Source organism: Thermaerobacter nagasakiensis, from assembly GCF_055396825.1.
On record NZ_AP043740.1, the window covers coordinates 1,943,777 to 1,962,185 of the forward strand.

Below are 18,409 nucleotides of genomic sequence, written 5' to 3' on the forward strand. Positions count from 1 at the left end.
AGGACGACCGTGAGCGAGGAAGCCTTGCTGAAGCAGGAAGGGACCGGCGGCCAGGGGGTCGCCGCGGGCGGCGGGCAGGCCGGGGCCCGGCCGGGCGGGGCCGTCCTGGAGGGCGCCGGTGGCGCCGCCGCCGAGGCGGCGGCGGGGCGGGACGGCAGCCCTGCCGCATCCGCCCGGAAGAAGGCCGCCGCGGCCCGGGGTGCCGGCGAGACACCCGACTTGGAGTCCTACCGCGGGGTGGGCATCTTCATCGAGCAGCACGGCGGCCAGGCCGCGCCGGTCGCCTGGGAACTGGCCGGCATCGGGCGCAAGCTGGCGGATAAGCTGGGCGTGGAACTCATCGGCTTCGTGGCCGGCCACCAGGTGGAGGCGGTGGCCCAGGAGGCGGTGGAACGCGGCTGCGACCGGGTTCTCGTCATGGACCACCCCGCCCTGGGGGTCTACCGCAACGAGGCCTACGCCCGGGTGCTCACGCCGGTGATCCGGGAGGTGAAACCCGAGATCTTCCTGCTGGGCGCCACCACCACCGGCCGCGACCTGGCCGGCACCATCGCCACCACCCTCCAGACGGGGCTGACGGCGGACTGCACCCAGCTGGACGTAGACCCCGAGACGCGCCTTTTGGATGCCATCCGGCCGGCCTTCCTGGAGAAGCAGCTGGCGGTGATCCTCTGCAAGAAGCACCGGCCCCAGATGGCCACCGTGCGGCCCAAGATGATGGAGCCGGCACCGCGCCAGCCCGGCCGCCAGGGGGAGATCGTCAGGGTACCGGTCGACCTGGACGAGAGTACCCTGCGCACCCGCGTCCTGGGCGTCATCGACGAGCCCGACCCGCAGGCCCAGCTGGAGCGGGCGGATGTGGTGGTCGCCGGCGGCCGCGGCCTGCAGGACCCCAAGAACCTCAAGCTGCTCTTCGACTTCGCCCAGGTGGTGGGCGGCGTGGTGGGCGCCTCCCGGGCCATCGTGGACGCCGGCTGGATCGGCCGCGAGCACCAGGTGGGCCAGACGGGCCTGACCGTCCGGCCCAAGGTCTACTTCGCCTTCGGCATCTCGGGCGCCATCCAGCATACCGTCGGCATGGAGAACTCCGAGCTCATCGTCGCCGTGAACAAGGACCCGGACGCGCCGATCTTCAAGGTGGCCGACCTGGGCGTGGTGGGAGACCTCTTCGCCGTCGTCCCTGCCCTTCAGGCGGAGCTGGCCCGCCGCCTGGATGCCCTGCTGGCGGAGGAACCCGAGGCCGGTGGCTCGACCGGCGGCCAGGAAGACGGGGAAAGCCAGGGCGCGGCGGCGGCAGCCCGGGCCGGCGCCTGACGGAGGGATGGCTGTGGCAGAGCGCTTTGACGTCGTGATCGTGGGCGCCGGTCCCGCCGGCCTGTCGGCGGGCCTGGTGCTGGCCCGGGGCGGCGCCCGGGTGCTGATCCTGGAGCGGGGGGAGTACCCCGGATCCAAGAACGTCATGGGCGGCGTGCTCTACCGGCACCAGCTGGACGAGCTCCTGCCCGGAGCCTGGCGGGAGGCGCCCGTCGAGCGCACCATCGTCGAGCAGAACTACTGGCTGCTCACGCCGGACTCGGCGGTGACCTTCGGCTACCGCACGCCCCGCTGGGCGGACGATCCGCCCAACAACTTCACCGTGCTGAGGGCCAAGCTCGACCCCTGGTTTGCGAAGAAGGTGGAGGAAGCGGGTGCCACCCTCATCACCCGGACCACCGTGGTCGACCTGATCCACGATGACCGCGGCCGGGTGGTGGGCGTGGTGGCCGGCCGCCCGGAGGGCGAAGTGTACGCCGACGTGGTGATCCTGGCGGAAGGCGTCAACAACCTGCTGACCCAGAAGGCCGGTCTTCACGACGACTGGGCGATGAACGAGGCCGCGCTGGCGGTCAAGGAAGTCATCGAACTGCCCCGGGAGAAGATCGAGGACCGCTTCGGCCTGGAACCCGGGCAGGGCGCCACGGTGGAGATGCTGGGCGACGCCACGGCCGGCATGCTGGGGATGGGCTTTCTCTATACAAACAAGGAATCGGTGTCCTTCGGCCTCGGCGTGCTGGTCAAGCACCTGGTCTACAGTCAGATGAACCCCAACCAGCTGCTGGAGCGGCTCAAGCAGCACCCCAAGGTCCGCAAGCTGATCGAAGGCGGCAAGGTGATCGAGTACTCGGCCAAGCTGATCCCCGAGGGCGGCTACAAGGCCATCCCCCGCCTGTTCAAGGACGGCCTGATGGTGGTCGGGGACGCGGCCGGGCTGACCAACGCCATCCACCGCGAGGGCTCCAACCTGGCCATGACCTCCGGCCGCATCGCCGGCGAGGTGGCCCTGGAGGCCCTGGCGGAGGGCGACAGTTCCACCCGGGTCCTCTGCCGGTACCAGCAGCGGCTGGAAGAGACCTACGTCCTCAAGGACCTGCGGAAGTACAACTACGCCAACGAGTTCTTCGACGAGAACCCGCAGTTCCTGCGGCAATATCCCGAGCTGCTGAGCCAGGTGATGCGGGAGTTCTTCACCGTCGACAGCACGCCCAAGTGGGATAAGCAGGCCAAGATCCTGCGCATGGTGCGCCGCCAGCGCCCGCTGTGGCGCATCGCCTATGACCTCTATTCCATGTGGAGGGCGATCGGATGAGCGCGCGGGCTGCGGCCGCTGCGGCGGCCCCCATGGACACGGAAGCCCCCGAGGCCGCCGGCGGGCAGGCGCCGGCCGGCGTGCGGCCGATGACGATTCAGGATAAGCTGTACCTGGACCGCTTCAACGCCGACAAGCAGTCGCACCTGTTCATCATCGACCCGGACGTGTGCCTGAACAAGTGCCCGGAGCAGTACTGCACCAAGTTCTGCCCGGCCGACGTCTACGAGTGGGACGACGAGGCGCAGAAGATCCTGGTCGGTTACGAGGGGTGCGTGGAGTGCGGCACCTGCCGCATCGGCTGCCCCTTCCGCAACATCAAGTGGCTCAACCCCCGGGGCGGCTACGGGGTCCAGTATCGCCAGGGCTGAGGGCCGGGCCGGTCCGCTGGGGACAGGCCGCGCGGACCGGCCGCGCCGGCGGGTTCTCCCAGGCCGGCCGCCGGGCTTGCCGCCCGGTGGATCGCGGCGGGGGCGCCAGGGGGGGGGCCGGCGGGTGGGGAAGAACGGGCCGCCCGGCCCGGCCCAGCACGTCCCACAGGAGGTTCGCCATGGCCATCACGCGGGCAGAACTGGCCCGCCGGGCCCGGGAGCTGGCCCGGCGGGTGCAGGAGGAATGGCTGGAGAAGGAGGCGGGGAGCGGAGCGGGAGGTGAGGGGCAGCCCGGGGAGGATTCCGGCTGGGCGCTGGCGCTGGCCGGCTCCGGCGCCACGGGCTTCCGGGACACGGTCTCACGCCTCGACCTGGTGGCCGCCGGCCCGGCGGAGGCCGTGCAACGGCTGCGCAACCGCCTGGCGCCCCACGGGGAGCCCGGAGGACCCGGCTCCCTCCACCGGCTGCCCGCCTGGGCCGGCGGTGGCCACCTGGCCCTTCTGGCCTGGGAGGAGCTGGCCGCCGCCGCCCGCCGGCCCGATGAGGCCACGGTGATCCTGCTGGGCGCCGCCGAGCCCCTGCTGGACCCCGGGGGCCGGCTGGCAGCCCACCTGGCCCCGTTGCGGCAGCTGCCGCCGGACTGGTACCGGCAGCAGGCGGCCCGGCGTTATCGCGCCCTGCGGCGGCGCACCGCCTCCATGGCCTGGAACCTGCGCCGGGGCCAGGCCTTCGCCTTCCTGGCCGGGTTCGTCCAGTGGCTCGAGCATTTCCTGTTGCTGTGCCGCTACGCCGACGGCGAGCCGCCCGTCGACCGCAAGTGGCTCCTGCAGGCGGCCATGCGCACCTCCCTGGGGCGCCAGTGCCGGGCCGATCTCTACGCCCTCTTCTCCGGCCTCGGCGAGATCGCCACCCTGGGAGGAAGCTACGATCCGAAGGAGAACCGGCTTTACGGGACCATCGCCCGGCTCCACGGCCTGCTGGCCGCCGCCCTGCGCCAGCGGGGGCTGCTGGACGAGCGGGACGAACCGAGGGACGACACCAGGGAGGAGACCCCGTGAAGCTCTTCGCCTATGGGACCCTGCGGCGCCGCGGGCGGATCGAAGCCCTGGTCGGCCGCCGGCTGGACGAGCCGGTGCCGGCGGTGCTGGAGGGCTACCGCCTCTACGATACCGGCCGCGGCTACCCGGTGATCCTGCCCGAGCCGGGCCACCGGGTGCAGGGGGTGGTGTGGACCATCGACGAAGCCGACCTGGGCTACCTCGACCACTACGAGGGGGCCGACGAGGACCCGCCCTACTACTACCGGCGCATGGTCCAGGTGCAGGTGGCGGGACGGCCGGTGCAGGCGGTGGTTTACGTCGGCAACCCGGCGGTCTTCGACCGCCTGGTGCCGCTGGAGGCGTACTGAACGGGCCGCACTGCGCACCGCAAGAAACCGGCCGGCCCGGCGGCGGAGGCCGCCGGGGGTTTTTGCGCTTATGGCCCCACGTGGAGCCCGCGGGAGCCGTCTCCCCAGCTCGGGGCCCGGCGTGCCCATCCCCGTCCCCGGCCCCCCGACCGGCGGCCGCCGCCCGCGGCGCCCGGCAGCGGGCCTCTTCCTCCAGGGCCTGGCGTTCCGTCCCGGCCGGCACCGCCAGAAGGGAGGCGGCGAGCCGGGCCCGGGTCCGCTGAGCGTACCAAGCCTCCGTAGCCGCTGCTGCTTCGCGCTGCGCCTTGACCGCCAGGTGGCCCCTTCCCGCCGTGCACCCGCGCACAAGGCCGGCCGCCATCCCGCATACACTGCCCCGGAGCCGGTCCCGCCGGGCCGGACCGGCAGGGAGGTGGGGACATGGCGGGCCGCACGATGCACGACCCGTCCCATCATGGGGAGGCGGAACCGCCGCGGGCCGGGCGCAGCCCCCTGCCACCGGGCTGGCCGCGCTGGCTGGCGGCGGTGGAGGATGGACTGGTGCGAGCTGCGGTGGCCGGACTGGTGTTGCTGGTGGTGATCCAGTCCCTGATGGCAGGCCAGGGGCACCTGGCGCTGGACACCTACGGCCGGGTGCTGGAGGACTGGGGATACCTCCCGGTCGCGGCGGGCCTCGAGCCTGCCGCCCCGGGCGCCGGGCCCGGCCATGGGCAGGCCGTCCTCACCCTGACGGGGCACGGGCCGGGAATGGTCCTGGTCCTGATCAACGGGGTGCCGGTGGCCCACCTGGAGCCGGGTCAGACCCGCCCCGTGGTCGTCCGGCCCGGCGACCGGCTGGTCCTCCGTTCCGCAGCTCGTGCGGCAGCCCTGGTGGAGGTGGTCCACGTGGCAGGCCCCCTGCACCGGCCCTGGCCGCATACGCGCTGGCAGGCTCTCCCCCAGGGCACGCCCCTGCCCGTGGCCTGGCAGTGAGCAGGGCCCGGCGGGGTCACGGCCGGCGGGACCGGACCGCCGGCCCGCACCTTTCCGTGGTATAATTGCGGGCGATTGGAATGGCGCCACCCGCCGCAGAACCCGGAGGCGGCCTTGGCGATCCCGAGGCGCCAATCCAGATACAAGGAATCCGGCGGGCGGTGTCGAAGAAGCGGAGGGAACCGGCGTCGTTGAAACGCGTGATCGCCATCGATGGCCCGGCGGGAGCCGGCAAGAGCACCGTCGCCCGGCGGGTGGCCACGGCCCTGGGTTACCTGTACGTCGATACCGGTGCCATGTACCGGGCCATGACGCTGAAGGTGCTCCGGCATGGCATCGATCCAAGAGACCGCCAGCGGGTGGCCCAGCTGGCCCGCGAAACGGACATTGCGCTGGCAACGGGGCCCGAGGGGGCCCCGCAGGTCGTTCTCGACGGGGTCGATGTCACGGCCTACCTGCGGGAGCCGGGGGTCGATCAGGCGGTGTCCGTGGTGGCCGCCATCCCCGAGGTGCGGCAGCGCCTGCTGGAGGTCCAGCGGGAACTGGCCCGCCGGGGCCGGGTCGTCCTGGAAGGCCGGGACACCGGGACCCATGTGGCACCGGAGGCCGATCTCAAGATCTTCCTCACGGCATCGCCGGACGAACGGGCCCGGCGCCGGTACCTTGAGCTGGTGGCGGCAGGCCATCCGGTGACCCTGGAGCAGGTCGAAGAGGCGCTGCGGCAGCGGGACCGGCAGGACATGACCCGCCCGGCCGCGCCGCTGCAGCGGGCTGCGGACGCCATCGAGATCGACACTACGGGGCGCACCATCGACGCCGTGGTGGAAGAGATCCTGCGGTACTGCCGGGAGGGCGAGTAGGTGCTGTACCGGTTCGCCAAGGGACTGTTCTGGCTGCTCTTCGCCCTGGGGTACCGCTGGGATGTGCGCGGGCTGGAGCACGTACCGGCCCGGGGACCGTTGCTGGTGATCGCCAACCACTTCAGCTGGCTCGACCCGCCGCTGGTGGGTACGGTGTTGCCGCGAAAGGTGCATTTTATGGCCAAGCAGGAACTGTTCCACAGCCCGGTGGCCGCCTGGGTCCTGCGGCGCCTGGGCGCCTTCCCGGTGCGCCGGGGCCAGCCCGACCGCTGGGCCCTGCGCCACGCCCTGACCCTGCTCGGCCAGGGCAAGGTGGTCGGCCTCTTCCCGGAAGGGACCCGCAGCCGGGGCCCCCTGCGGCCCTTCGAACCGGGCGCCGCCCTGCTGGCGGTGAAGTCCGGTGCGCCGGTGCTGCCGGTGGCCATCACCGGCCCCTACCGGCTGGGCCGCCGGGTCCGGGTCCGCATCGGGCGTCCCTTCCGGGTGGACCGGGCCGGAGGGGAGGGGACCATCGAGGCGGTGGCAGAAAGGATGCGCGAGGCCATTGCGGCGCTGCTGGATGAACCCGCTCCGGCGGGTCGCCACGACGCCGCATCCCTGTAGGTTAAGCCGTTCGAAGGGGGTCGTGTCGAGGATGGACCAGATCCGCGATCCACAGGCGGCGGACCGGGACGGGACTCCCGGCGCCGCGCCGGAACAGGGGGTGACGCCCGCCAGCCCGGAGCCGCACCTGAGCCCGGCGGCGGAGGAGGCCGCCGCCGGGGCGACGGAAGCCCTGGCGCAGCTGAAGCAGGAGGCCGAGGAATCCGCCGAGGCCGCCGCTGAGCGGGAGGCCGGCGTGGCCGAGACCGAGGGCGCCGACCGGCCGGCGGGCCAGCCCGAGGGCGAGCCCGGCGACGCCCAGTCGCCGGATGAGGCACCCGCCGCTGCAGCCGGCGAGCCGGGCGGTGCCGCCCCCGCAAGCCCGGGTCCCCAGGGCGAGGGCGCGGGCGACACGCCGGCCGCCGCGGCAGGGGAAGGGGCGGCCGCGGCCGGCGAGGGAGAGCGGGAGGCGGCGACCTCACCCGCCGAGGGTCCGGGCGCGGACACGGCTGGAGCGGCCCGCGGAACCATGGACGAGCAGCTGGCGCCAACCCGCCTGAGCCGCGGGCAGGTGGTGACGGGCACGGTAGTGCAGGTGGCCGACGATCACGTCCTGGTGGACGTGGGTCACAAGTCCGACGGCACGATCCCCCGGAACGAGCTGCGGCTGCTGGGCGGCAAGCAACCCGAAGAGGTCTACCAGGTGGGCCAGGAGATCCCCGTGGTCGTCCTGGGCTTCACCGACAAGGGGGAAGGGGGCCTGCTGCTCTCCCACCGGCGGGCGGTGGAGCGGGAGGCCTGGGACTCCCTGCGACGGGCTTACGAGGCTGGCGAGCCCATCGAGGTGCCGGTGGTCGAACAGGTGAAGGGCGGCCTGGTCTGCGACGCCGGGGTCCGTGCCTTCATGCCCGCCTCCCACGTGGAGCGGGGCTACGTGGCCGACCTCAGCCATTACGTGGGCACCACGGTACGGGCCAAGATCATCGAGTTCGACCGCAACAAGCGGCGGGTGATCCTCTCCCGCAAGGAGCTGCTGGAGGAGGAGGCCCGGCGCCGGGCGGAGGAGACCCTGGCCAGCCTGGAGGAAGGCCAGGTGCGCACCGGCGTGGTCAAGGGCCTCACCGACTTCGGCGCCTTCATCGACCTGGGCGGGGTGGACGGGCTGCTCCACGTCTCGGAGATGCACTGGGGCCGCATCGACCATCCCCGGGACCTGCTGAAGGAAGGCGACACCATCCAGGTCAAGGTGCTCAAGGTCGACCGGGAACGGGGCCGCATCTCCCTCAGCCTGAAGGAGCTCATGCCCGACCCCTGGAGCGACGTGGAGCGGCGCTACCCCGTGGGGGCGACGGTCAAGGGTACTGTGGTCCGCCTGGTCCCCTTCGGCGCCTTCGTGCGGCTGGAGCCCGGGGTGGAAGGCCTGGTCCACATCTCCCAGCTGGCCGACCACCGGGTGGAGTCGCCCGACGAGGTGGTCCACGAGGGTCAGGAAGTGGAGGTGCGGGTGCTGCGGGTCCAGCCGGAGGAGCGGCGCATCAGCCTGAGCATGCGGTCGCCGGCCGAGCCGCGGCGGCCCCGGACCGAGCGGCCGCGGCGGTCACCCGAACGTCCCCAGGCCCAGGCGCAGGAATCGACCCCGGCCGGTGACGCGGGCGGGATCACCATCGGCGAGATGTTCGGCGATCTGCTGGAGGAGACCCGCGACCGGCTGGCAGGCGAAGGGGAATGACCAGCCCAGTGCGGGGCCGGTGCGGCTGCCGCCCGGCCCTTTGAGGCGGTCGCAAAAACCGCACGTGTCGACCGGGAGGGGGCGTGTCCCCGTGGGCGCGCCCCCTCCCGGCTTTGTCGCCGTCCGGGCAGGCCCGGGACCAGGCCGGGGACCCCGCGGTGCAGCGTGGGGAATGCTTATGGCGAGGTGGTGACCTTGACCGGAACGGGGATGCTGGCGCTGGCCGCGGTGTTGCTGGCCCTCGAGGTCGTTCCCGGCACCCACCGCCTGGGCGTGCCACCGGTGCGGTTGGCCGCCTGGGGGCTGGCCTGGATCGCCGCCGCCTGGGCCGCCACTTGGCCGCTGGCGACGGGCCCCGGCTGGCTGGGCATCAGCCCTGGTGGCGCCGCCTTGCCCCTGGTGGCCGCGGCCTGGTGGCTGGCCCGCCTGCCTGCCCGGGAGCGTCGCCGGGGGCTGTCCGGCCTGGCGCTGGTGGCCGGTCTTGGGTACGCGCTGATGCGGGTTCTTCCCACCAGCTTGCCGGGGTGGGTCTCCCCGGCCTGGGCAGCGGGGGTCATCACCGGCGTGCTGGCCTCCCTGATCCCCCTGCCGGCCCCGGGCAGCCTGATCCTGGCCACGGCCGGCATGGTGCTGGGCCAGGGCGGTCTGGCCGCCGTCCTGGCCGTTTCCCTGGCGGGCGGCGGGCTGCCCGCCGCCGCGGCCGTTCCCGTGCACTTCACCGTGGCGGGGGGCGAGGCCTATGACGCCCTGGCCGCTGCGGCCCTCACCGCCGGCGCCATGACCATCCTGGGTGGTGACCTCCCGCCGCCAGGGGAGGAAGGAGACCAGGAGGCCGGTCGCCCGTGACCGGAGGCCCAGGTGGTGTCGGCAACCGCCTTCCGGCCGCGGCGGAGGAAGGAGCATGGAAGGGGGACGGGGGCGGCCCGCCTGCCGGCAGCCTGCCGCTGGTGGTCTACTACTGTTACGGGGGCACCCACGCATCGGTGGTGTCGGCGGCCCTGCACCTGGGCCTGCTTGACCCGCGCCGCCCCCCCGAGACGGCCGAGCTCCTGCGGCTCGACTTCTTCGACCGCAACGAGCGGGAGGAACACGGGCGCCTGCTGCCCATGGGCCACGGCAGCGGCGCCGACGGCGTGTTCGTGCTGGGCGCCGAGGGCGCCGGCGATGCCCTGGCCCGCTGGTGCCTTGGCCTTCTGGCCCTGGCCGGGGACCCCCACCGCTGGCTGTTCGTCAACGTGCTCTCGGAGGTCAACCTGGCCATGAAGGTCGCCGGGTTCGTCTCCCGGCGGCTGGGCTGGCCCCGGCTAGCGCGACCCCTGCTGATCCAGGGGGTGCGGGCGGCCTTTCCCCACCTGGTCCGGCGGGTGGAGGGGGCGCGGCGGGCGGCGGCCCGGGGCCAGGCCGGTATCCTGTACCCGGGGCATCACCCCGCCACGGCACCCGGCCGGCGGCACGACGGGGTTGCCGGGCCGGCGGGCCGCTCCCCCGGACCGCCGGCCGGACCCGGCCGCGCGGTGGACCCGGCACCGGCCGGCCCGGGCGACCGGGCGGTGTTCTACGTGGCGGGAGGAACGGCCCACCGGGCCCTCCTGGCAGCCTACCTGCACCTGGGCCGGCTCGACCCGCGGCGGGCGCCGCGCCCCGGAGAGGTGGCCGGCCTGCCCCTGCTGGCCGTACCCGAAGCGGCGGAAGCAGGGCGCATCTTCCGGGTAGGAACCGATTCTTGCGGGCGCCAGGTTCTGGCGGCGGGGGCCGGCGGGCCGGATCACCTGGCCGTCCGCGCTGCCGGCTCGCTCCGCGCCCTGGGGTACCTGGGCGGCCGCGGGGCGCCGCAGCCTCCTGGTGCCATGGACCGGGGGCCCCTGCCGGCCTGGCGGTTCGTTCCCGTGGGAGACAGCCTGGCCTGGTGGGAGAAGCCGTGGCTGGCCAGGCCCGCCGGGGCCGGGTTCGGCGGCGGCACCCCGCCCGTTCGCGGCGGCAAACCCCGGCCGGCGCCGCCAGGGACGGCCGGTGGCGGCTGGCGGTGGCGCTGGCAGGTGCGGGCTTGGACCCGCCACTGGCAGCGGCTGGTCGAACTGGTTGAATCGGCCCGCCGGGCGCCCTGACCGGGCGGCAGGGCCCCAGGATCCCCGGCCGCCGGACCGGGGGCGCGGCTCGCACCCGGCGCGGACCGTATCCTCCCCCAGGGCGCCCCGGCATCGCCATGCTTCGCGTTGACGCTGTCGCGCGGCCCCTGGCATGATGATACGGGCAGGCCGGGGAGGGGAGGACAGGCGTGAAACCCGTGGTGGCCATCGTCGGGCGGCCCAACGTGGGCAAGTCGACCCTGTTCAACCGCATCATCGAGCGTCGCCTGGCCATCGAGGACGACGTGCCCGGGGTCACCCGCGACCGCCTCTACGCCGACACGGACTGGGCGGGCCGGGAGTTCACCCTGGTGGACACCGGCGGCCTGGCCGAAGGGGACGACCCGCTGACCGTGCAGGTTCGGCGCCAGGTGGAAGCGGCCGTCCGGGAGGCCGACCTGCTGATCATGGTGGTGGACGGCCAGGCCGGCGTCACCCCCGCCGACGAAGAGGTCGCCCGCCTTCTCCGCCAGTCCCGCAAGCCCACCATCCTGGCCGTGAACAAGGTGGACGACGCCCGCTGGGACGGCGTCCAGTACGACTTCTTCCGCCTCGGCCTGGGCGAGCCGATCCCGGTGGCCGCAGGCCCGGGGCGCAACGTGGGCGACCTGCTGGATGCCGTGGTGCGCGGGCTGCCCGCTCCTCCGGCGGACGAACCCGGCGACGCCGGAGACCGCGGCCCCTGGGGCGAGACGGGAGAGATCGCCGTCGCCATCGTGGGGCGGCCCAACGTGGGCAAGTCGTCGCTGGTCAACCGGCTGCTGGGCGAGGAGCGGGTGGTGGTCAGCGACATCCCCGGGACCACCCGGGACGCGGTGGACGTGCTCTGGCGCCGCGGCGAGCGGGTGTTCCGGTTCATCGACACCGCCGGCCTGAGGCGCAAGAGCCGGGTGAAGGACGACGTGGAGTTCTACAGCACCCTCCGGACCCAGCGCGCCCTGGCCCGCGCCGACGTGGCCTGCCTGGTGCTGGACGCCCGGGACCCGGCCACCGAACAGGACAAGCGCATCGCCGGCATGATCCTGGAAGAAGGCAAGGCCTGCGTGCTGGCGGTGAACAAGTGGGACCTGGTGGCCAAGGGGCCCGATACCGCCGACCGGTACCGGGAGGCCCTGTACCGGGAGTACGACTTCCTGCAGTTTGCTCCCGTCGTGTTCCTCTCGGCGCTGACGGGGCAGCGGGTGGACCGCCTGGTGGAGGTGCTGGCCGCCGCCGCGGAGAACCACCGGCGCCGGGTGCCCGAACCTGTGTTGCGCAAGGTGCTGGATGACGCCCTGCTGGTCCACGAGCCTCCCTCCCGCAAGGGCCGGCGCCTGCGCATCCACCGGGTGCGCCAGGTGGCGGAACGGCCGCCGACCTTCCTGTTCCTGGTCAACGACCCCGAGATCGTCCACTTTTCCTTCGAACGGTTCCTCGAGAACGTCCTGCGCCAGGCCTTCGACTTCACGGGAACGCCGGTCCGGCTGATCTTCCGGGCACCTGCGCGGGGCAAGGGAGCAGCCGCCGACGATTGATCCCGGGCGGCCGGCGAGGGGGGCAGGAGCCGGCGTCAGGGGTGGAAGAGGGGAGAGCGCTCCATCCATGGTTTTTTTGGCGGGTATGGGATGGTGGGGGATGGCCGTCCTGGGCTATTTGCTGGGCTCCCTGCCCTTCGGCCTCTGGCTCGTGCGGGCCACGCGGGGGGTTGACATCCGCCGCTACGGCAGCGGCAACATCGGCACCACCAACGTGCTGCGGGTGGCCGGACCGCGGGTGGCCGCCCTGGTCCTGCTGGCCGATGCCGCCAAGGGCTGGTTGCCCGTGGTCCTGGCCCGGGCAGCGGGCCTGGGCGAACCGGCGGCGGTGCTGGCCGGCGTGGCCGCCATGGCCGGGCACAGCTGGTCCATCTGGCTGGGCGGCAAGGGCGGCAAGGGGGTCGCCACGGGGCTGGGCGTGCTGCTGGGGCTGGACCCGCGGGTGGCCCTGGCCGCCTTCGGCGTCTGGATCGGCGTGGTGGCGCTGAGCCGCTACTCGTCCCTGGGCTCCATCAGCGCCGCCGCCAGCGTGCCCCTCTGGATGATCCTCTGGCATGCCCCCGCGGCCCACCTGGTCTTCGGGGTCGCCGCGGCCCTGGTGGTGCTGGTGCGGCACCGAGCCAACATCCGCCGCCTGCTGCGGGGCGAAGAGTTGCCCATCACGCTGAAGATCGACCCGCGGAGGGAATAGCATGCGGGTGGTGGTGGCCGGCGCCGGGGCCATCGGCTGCCTCCTGGGTGGCCTCCTGGCGGCCGGGGGGCACGAGGTGATCCTGGTAGGCCGGCCCGGCCGCCTGGAGGCGGTGGCCCGCCACGGGCTGGTGCTGGACCCGCTACCCGGCTCCCCAGGTAACCCACCGGGACCGGGGGCGGGAGCGGGCCGGGACGGTCCGGGGATGGCCGGCGTGGCTCCCGGGGCGGGCCCCTGGCCGGTGGCCGTGGTCCCGTCGGTGTGGGAGGCCGCCCGCGGCCCCGCTCCGGACGCCGTGCTGGTCACGGTGAAGATGCCGGCCCTGCCCCAGGTCCTGGCCCAGGTGGCCGCTGCCTGGCCGCCCGCAGCCTCCTCCCGCCCTCCTCGGGTGGTCACCTTCCAGAACGGCATCGGCGCGGAAGAACAGGCCGCACGCCTTCTGGGCGCCGGCCGCGTCATCGCGGGCACCGTCACCCTGAGCGCCGCCCTGGAAGGCCACCGCGTCCACATCTACAATGCCCGCCGGGGCGGCATCGGCCTGGCTCCCGTGCCCGCCCCCGCAGCCCGGCGGCCCGCGGGCCCGGCCGCCGGGGGGCCGGACCGGGAGGCGATCCTGGCCTGCCGCGCCCTGGCCGCGCGGTGGCAAGCCACCCTGCCTGTACCCGTGATCACGGCCCGCGACGCCGCCAGCCTGAAGTGGTCCAAGCTTTTGCTCAACCTGGTGGGCAACGCCGTCGGTGCGCTGCTGCAGTGGGACGTGGACCGGGTCTTCCGCCACCCGCTGGCGGCGGCCGTCGAGGTGCGGAGCCTGCGCGAGGCGGTGGCCGTGGCCCGCCGGGCCGCCCCCCGGCTGGTCGACCTGCCGGGTTATCCGGTGCGCTTGTTTGCCCGTTGCGTCCAGTGGCTGCCCCCACCCCTGTTCCGCACGGTGGTCGGGCCCCGGGCCGCCGGCGGGCGGGGCGGCAAGCTGCCCTCCGTGGCCCTGGATGTGGCCGCCGGCCGGCATCCCACGGAAATCCAGGCGCTGCACGGGGCGGTGGCCCGGACGGCGGCCTCCTGGGGAGGCGAGGCGCCCCTCTGCGCAGCCCTGGCCCGGCTGGTGGACCGGGCGGCTGCCGACCCGGCCGAGCGGGCCCGTTTCCGCGACCGGCCCGATCAACTGCTGGCCGCCCTGCGCCAGGAAGGGGCCTGGCCTGCCTGAGGGCGGCCGCAGGAGCCTGCCGAACCGGCCGCCTGCCGGGCAGCCCGCCCGGCGGCCCCGGACCCATCGGGCTGGACCAAGGCACGCCGCGGACGGCGGCGGCCAACCTCCCGGACCGCAACTCGTACCCGTCGGCAGGGGCTTCCCGGGGCCCCGGGCCGGAGGTCCCGGCCGCCCCGGGCCGGCCGGTTCGTCCCACCCCGCGACATATCCCCTCCCACCCCTCATATACATGGTACTGGCCTCGGACAGGGGCTGGCCGCTGTCTGACCGACCAGCCGGAGCCGCGGGCACGGCGGCAGCATCGGGAGGGAAGGCGCGTGGAGCGTTACGACATCTTTCAGGACATTGCCGAGCGCACCGGCGGCGACCTCTACATAGGCGTGGTCGGTCCGGTGCGGGCGGGGAAGTCCACCTTCGTGAAGAAGTTCGTGGAGCTGCTGGTCCTGCCCAACATCGCCAACGAGCACGACCGGCAGCGCACCCAGGATGCCATTCCCCAGAGCGGGGCCGGCCGCACCATCATGACGGCGGAGCCCAAGTTCATCCCCGACGAGGCGGTGGAGATCCAGGTCAAAGAGGGCCTGACGGTTCGGGTGCGGCTGGTGGATTCCGTCGGCTTCCCCGTCCCCGGGGCCATCGGCTACACCGAGGCCGACGGGCCCCGCATGGTGACCACCCCCTGGTTCGAGCAGGACATCCCCTTCGAAGAGGCCGCCGTGGTCGGCACCCGCAAGATCATCAACGAGCACTCCACCCTGGGCATCGTGGTGACCACCGACGGCAGCTTCGGCGAGATCCCGCGGGAGAATTTCGTCGAGGCGGAGCAACAGGTCATCCGCGAGCTGAAGGAGCTGGGGAAGCCCTTTGTGGTGCTCCTCAACACCGCGGACCCCCTGTCGCCGGAGACGGCCCAGCTGGCCGAAACCCTGGCCTTCGACTATGACGTGCAGGTGATCCCCATCGCCCTGAACCGGGTGGGCGAGCGGGACCTTTTGGTGGTGCTGGAGCAGCTGCTCTTGGAGTTCCCGGTGCGGGAGCTGGTGGTGCGGCTGCCCGCCTGGGTGGAGGAGTTGGACCCGGACTTCTGGCTGCGCCGCCACTACGCCGAGGCCATCCAGGCCACGGTCCAGAACGTGGAGCGCCTGCGGGACGTGGAGCGGGCCATCGACCAGCTGGGCGAGTACCAGCACATCGAGAAGGTCGAGCTGCAGGAGCTGGATCTGGGCACCGGGGTGGCCACGGTGGACGTGACGGTTCCCGAGGAACTCTTCTGGCAGGTGCTGGGCGAGATCAGCGGCATGGAGATCCGCGGCAAGGAGACCCTGGTGCGCCTGATCCGCGAGCTCAGCCAGGCCAAGGCCGTCTACGACCGCATCGGCCGCAGCCTGGAAGAGGCCGACGAGCGCGGCTACGCCGTGGTGATGCCCTCCCTGGACGACCTGGTCTTCGAGGAGCCGGAGCTGGTGCGCAAGGGCGGCCAGTTCGGCGTCCGGCTGCGGGCCAGCGCGCCCACCCTGCACCTGTTCCGCACCGTGGTCAGCACCGAGGTGGCGCCCATGATCGGCTCCGAGAAGCAGTCGCAGCAGCTGGTCAACTACCTGATGGAGAAGTTCGAGGACGACCCGCGCAAGATCTGGGAGTCCGACATCTTCGGCAAGTCCCTGGACGAACTGCTCAAGGAAGGCATCGAGGACAAGATCCGCTCCATGCCTGAAAACGCCCAGGGGAAGATCCGCGAAGCCCTCGAGCGCATCGCCAACGAGGGCAGCGGCAACCTGATCTGCATCATCATCTGATGCCGCCAGAGGGGGTGGGGCAGGTGGACCCCCATTCCACCGGCATTGCGGTCGCCGTGCCCCTCATCGCCGGCCTGGTGGAACTCCTCAAGCGCCAGGGCATGCCCACCCGGTGGGCGCCGCCCGTGGCGCTGCTTTTGGGCACGGCGCTGTCCCTGGGCTACGCGGTGGCCGGCCAGACCCTCTGGTTCGAGGCACTGATCCAGGGGCTGGCCCTGGGGCTGGGCAGCATGGGCCTCTACAGCGGGGTCAAGTACTACCGCCGGCCCCGGGAATGAGGGCCGGCGGTCTCCTTCCCGGCAGCGGGAGGAACCCGGCGGCACGGGGCCGCCGGATCGTCATGCCTGGGGCGGCACCTGGTCCCCCCCGACCGCCAGCGGGTACTCGGTGATGGTGCCCTCCACGATGCGGAAGGCCCGCAAGACCGGCGGTTCCGAAGCCAGGGAGGCGATCAGGTAGTACGCCTCGGGGTAGTAGGCGTAGCGCACGTCGGTGGCCGAGGGGTAAGCGGGCGAGCGGGGGTGGCTGTGGAAGATGGCCCACAGTTCCTCGCCGCGCTCCTCCATGGTGGTGAAGATCCGCAGCTGGTCCTCCGGATCCACCGTGTAGCGGACGGGGGAGCGGTCGGCGTTCCGCGCGGGGTAGTAGGCCACGGGTTGTCCCTGGCGCCCGCCCACGATGCCGCAAGCCTCCAGCGGCGCCTCGGCCCGAGCATGGTCCAGCATGGCCGCCACCAGCGCAGGGGGAAGGACCAGCGGGGGAGTGTCCCCCGCCCCCGCCTCCAGCCCGCCGCGCCCCGGCCGCCCGGGTTTCCCGCTCACCGCCCCGATCCCGCCTCCACGGGCAGCCGGTGATTCCGCCAGGCGATCATGCCGCCCTTGAGGTTGTACACCGCCGGGAACCCCGCTTCGTGGAGGAACTCGGCCGCCAGGCGGCTGCGCTCCCCCACCTCGCAGACCATGAGCAGCGGCCGCTCCGGATCGATCTCCTCCAGCCGGGCCCCCAGCTGGGACAGGGGCAGGAGCCGGGCGCCCGGAATGTGATCGCGCTCGTACTCCCACGGGTCCCGCACGTCGATGATCTGCACCCGGCCCGCCTCCACCAGGCGCCGCGCCTCCACCGGCGAGAGCTCCTCCGGCCCCTGGCCGGTGCCGGGCAGGGCGGCGACCCCGTCCGCGGCCGATTCCCCCTGTGCCGCACGCGCCCCGGGCGCGCCCGCTGCCGCCGGCCGCGCCTGGCCCGCCGCCTGAGCGGCAGCGGGGACCGGTTCGTCCTGCGGCCGGCTCGCGCCCGTTGCGCCCGGCCGGCCACCGGTGGCGTGCGTCGCCGCCGGCGCGGCCGGGGCGGCCAGGCGCCCGCTGGCCCGCTGCGCCGTGCTGCCCGGCAGGGGCACGCCGCAGAAGGCCTCGTAGTCGATCAGCTGGGTGATGGTGGGGTGATCCCCGCACACCGGGCAGCCGGGGTTGCGCTGCCAGTGCAGGATCTGGTAGCTGGCGCTGAGGGCGTCGTAGATGAGAAGCCTCTCTGCCAGGGTCTCACCGATGCCCAGCAGGATCTTGATGGCCTCCAGCGCCTGGAGCGTCCCCATGTGACCGGCCAGGGCGCCCAGCACCCCCGCCTCCGCGCAGCTGGGCACCATACCGGGCGGCGGCGGGGCGGGGAAGAGGCAGCGGTAGCAGCCCCGCCCGGGCATGAACACCGTGGCCTGCGCCTCGAAGCGCAGGATGCTGGCATCCACCAGGGGCTTGCCCAGCAGCACGCAGGCGTCGTTCACCAGGTAACGGGTGGCGAAGTTGTCGCTGCCGTTGATCACCACATCGTAATCCTTCAGGATCTCCAGCGCGTTCTGGGAGTTAAGGAAGGTGCGGTGCTCGACCACCCGCACGTCGGGGTTGATGTCCTCCAGGTGGCGCCGGGCCGCCTGGGTCTTGGGCCGCCCCTGGTCGTGGTCGAAGTAGAGGATCTGCCGGTGGAGGTTGGAGACCTCCACCCGGTCGCCGTCGATGATGCCGATGGTGCCCACGCCGGCCGCGGCCAGGTAGATGGCCGCCGGCGAGCCCAGGGCGCCGGCCCCCACGATGGCCACCTTGCTGTCCAGCAGCTTGCGCTGGCCCTCGACGCCCACCTCGGGCAGGCGGACGTGGCGGGAGTAGCGCTCCATCTGCTGCTCGGTGAGGAGAGGCCCGGCGGCCGGCTCGCCCGAGCCGCCCGCCATGGCCGGAATCAGGGCCACCTCGTCGCCGTCCTGCAACGGGGTGTCGGCGCCCTGCAGGGTCCGGATCTCCCGCTTGTTGACGTAGACGTTGAGATGGTGGGCAATGGCCTCGCCCTCGAAGAGCCGCGGGCGCAGGTCGGGATACCGCTGGGCCAGTTGCTCGAGGAGCTCCCGGACGGTGGTCGCCTCGACCTGCAAGCGCGCCTCCCCGGTAATGGACCGGTACGGCGTGGGAATGTACACCTCGACCACGCGCAACACCTCGCCCTCCTGGGGGTCGACGGCGGCGGCGCCGCCCGAAGCCACCCAAATGCA

The 18,409-nt window shown here is 73.2% G+C and carries 18 protein-coding genes; 16 read left to right on the forward strand and 2 right to left on the reverse strand.

Features of this window, described 5'->3' with window-relative positions; all coding sequences use genetic code 11:
* The first annotated feature begins 9 nt into the window (after positions 1 to 9).
* From ACZ5T9_RS08290 to ACZ5T9_RS08365, 16 genes are all read left to right on the forward strand, one after another.
* Positions 10 to 1,314 carry an electron transfer flavoprotein subunit alpha/FixB family protein gene (locus ACZ5T9_RS08290; RefSeq protein WP_464832587.1) on the forward strand — a complete coding sequence of 435 codons (1,305 nt, stop codon included), beginning with the start codon at positions 10 to 12 and terminating at the stop codon, positions 1,312 to 1,314.
* Between the two features lie 13 nt (positions 1,315 to 1,327).
* Positions 1,328 to 2,626, forward strand: a complete 1,299-nt coding sequence (locus ACZ5T9_RS08295) for an FAD-dependent oxidoreductase (protein WP_464832589.1) — start codon at positions 1,328 to 1,330, stop codon at positions 2,624 to 2,626.
* A gap of 89 nt (positions 2,627 to 2,715) precedes the next feature.
* Entirely contained in the window at positions 2,716 to 2,997 is a 282-nt protein-coding gene (locus tag ACZ5T9_RS08300; protein ID WP_464834416.1) for a ferredoxin family protein, read from the forward strand.
* A gap of 179 nt (positions 2,998 to 3,176) precedes the next feature.
* A complete protein-coding gene (locus ACZ5T9_RS08305) occupies positions 3,177 to 4,055 on the forward strand; it encodes a hypothetical protein (protein ID WP_464832590.1) in 879 nt (292 codons plus the stop codon).
* The gene (locus tag ACZ5T9_RS08310; protein ID WP_464832592.1) at positions 4,052 to 4,405 is read left to right on the forward strand and encodes a gamma-glutamylcyclotransferase family protein; all 354 of its coding nucleotides are present in this window, start codon (positions 4,052 to 4,054) and stop codon (positions 4,403 to 4,405) included. The genes ACZ5T9_RS08305 and ACZ5T9_RS08310 overlap by 4 nt, the downstream gene beginning before the upstream one ends.
* 420 nt (positions 4,406 to 4,825) lie before the next feature.
* Positions 4,826 to 5,377, forward strand: coding sequence for a hypothetical protein (locus tag ACZ5T9_RS08315; protein WP_464832594.1), 552 nt, complete (start codon positions 4,826 to 4,828; stop codon positions 5,375 to 5,377).
* Between the two features lie 191 nt (positions 5,378 to 5,568).
* Complete coding sequence (gene cmk / locus ACZ5T9_RS08320) at positions 5,569 to 6,237, forward strand: (d)CMP kinase (RefSeq protein WP_464832595.1); 669 nt, start codon at positions 5,569 to 5,571, stop codon at positions 6,235 to 6,237.
* Positions 6,238 to 6,840, forward strand: coding sequence for a lysophospholipid acyltransferase family protein (locus tag ACZ5T9_RS08325; protein WP_464832596.1), 603 nt, complete (start codon positions 6,238 to 6,240; stop codon positions 6,838 to 6,840).
* Positions 6,841 to 6,871: 31 nt separating this feature from the next.
* On the forward strand, positions 6,872 to 8,548 hold the full coding sequence (rpsA, locus tag ACZ5T9_RS08330) for a 30S ribosomal protein S1 (protein ID WP_464832598.1): 1,677 nt from the start codon (positions 6,872 to 6,874) through the stop codon (positions 8,546 to 8,548).
* A gap of 195 nt (positions 8,549 to 8,743) precedes the next feature.
* Positions 8,744 to 9,394: a hypothetical protein gene (locus tag ACZ5T9_RS08335; RefSeq protein WP_464832599.1), complete on the forward strand. Its 651-nt coding sequence runs from the start codon at positions 8,744 to 8,746 to the stop codon at positions 9,392 to 9,394.
* Positions 9,391 to 10,653 carry a DUF3189 family protein gene (locus ACZ5T9_RS08340; protein ID WP_464832600.1) on the forward strand — a complete coding sequence of 421 codons (1,263 nt, stop codon included), beginning with the start codon at positions 9,391 to 9,393 and terminating at the stop codon, positions 10,651 to 10,653. Before ACZ5T9_RS08335 ends, ACZ5T9_RS08340 begins: the two co-directional genes overlap by 4 nt.
* Before the next feature lie 170 nt (positions 10,654 to 10,823).
* Positions 10,824 to 12,188, forward strand: coding sequence for a ribosome biogenesis GTPase Der (gene der, locus ACZ5T9_RS08345; protein ID WP_464832602.1), 1,365 nt, complete (start codon positions 10,824 to 10,826; stop codon positions 12,186 to 12,188).
* A gap of 100 nt (positions 12,189 to 12,288) precedes the next feature.
* Entirely contained in the window at positions 12,289 to 12,879 is a 591-nt protein-coding gene (plsY, locus tag ACZ5T9_RS08350; RefSeq protein ID WP_207635465.1) for a glycerol-3-phosphate 1-O-acyltransferase PlsY, read from the forward strand.
* A 1-nt stretch (position 12,880) separates the two neighbouring features.
* On the forward strand, positions 12,881 to 14,080 hold the full coding sequence (locus tag ACZ5T9_RS08355; RefSeq protein ID WP_464832604.1) for a ketopantoate reductase family protein: 1,200 nt from the start codon (positions 12,881 to 12,883) through the stop codon (positions 14,078 to 14,080).
* A 320-nt stretch (positions 14,081 to 14,400) separates the two neighbouring features.
* Positions 14,401 to 15,879 carry a stage IV sporulation protein A gene (spoIVA, locus tag ACZ5T9_RS08360; RefSeq protein ID WP_464832605.1) on the forward strand — a complete coding sequence of 493 codons (1,479 nt, stop codon included), beginning with the start codon at positions 14,401 to 14,403 and terminating at the stop codon, positions 15,877 to 15,879.
* A gap of 23 nt (positions 15,880 to 15,902) precedes the next feature.
* Entirely contained in the window at positions 15,903 to 16,157 is a 255-nt protein-coding gene (locus tag ACZ5T9_RS08365; protein WP_242823405.1) for a hypothetical protein, read from the forward strand.
* A 60-nt stretch (positions 16,158 to 16,217) separates the two neighbouring features.
* On the opposite strand, the gene ACZ5T9_RS08370 is transcribed toward ACZ5T9_RS08365, so the two are convergent.
* Both ACZ5T9_RS08370 and moeB read right to left on the reverse strand, forming a co-directional pair.
* Positions 16,218 to 16,700, reverse strand: coding sequence for a M67 family metallopeptidase (locus ACZ5T9_RS08370; protein WP_464832606.1), 483 nt, complete (start codon positions 16,698 to 16,700; stop codon positions 16,218 to 16,220).
* Positions 16,697 to 18,346, reverse strand: a complete 1,650-nt coding sequence (gene moeB / locus ACZ5T9_RS08375; protein WP_464834417.1) for a molybdopterin-synthase adenylyltransferase MoeB — start codon at positions 18,344 to 18,346, stop codon at positions 16,697 to 16,699. The genes ACZ5T9_RS08370 and moeB overlap by 4 nt, the downstream gene beginning before the upstream one ends.
* Positions 18,347 to 18,409 lie beyond the last annotated feature (63 nt).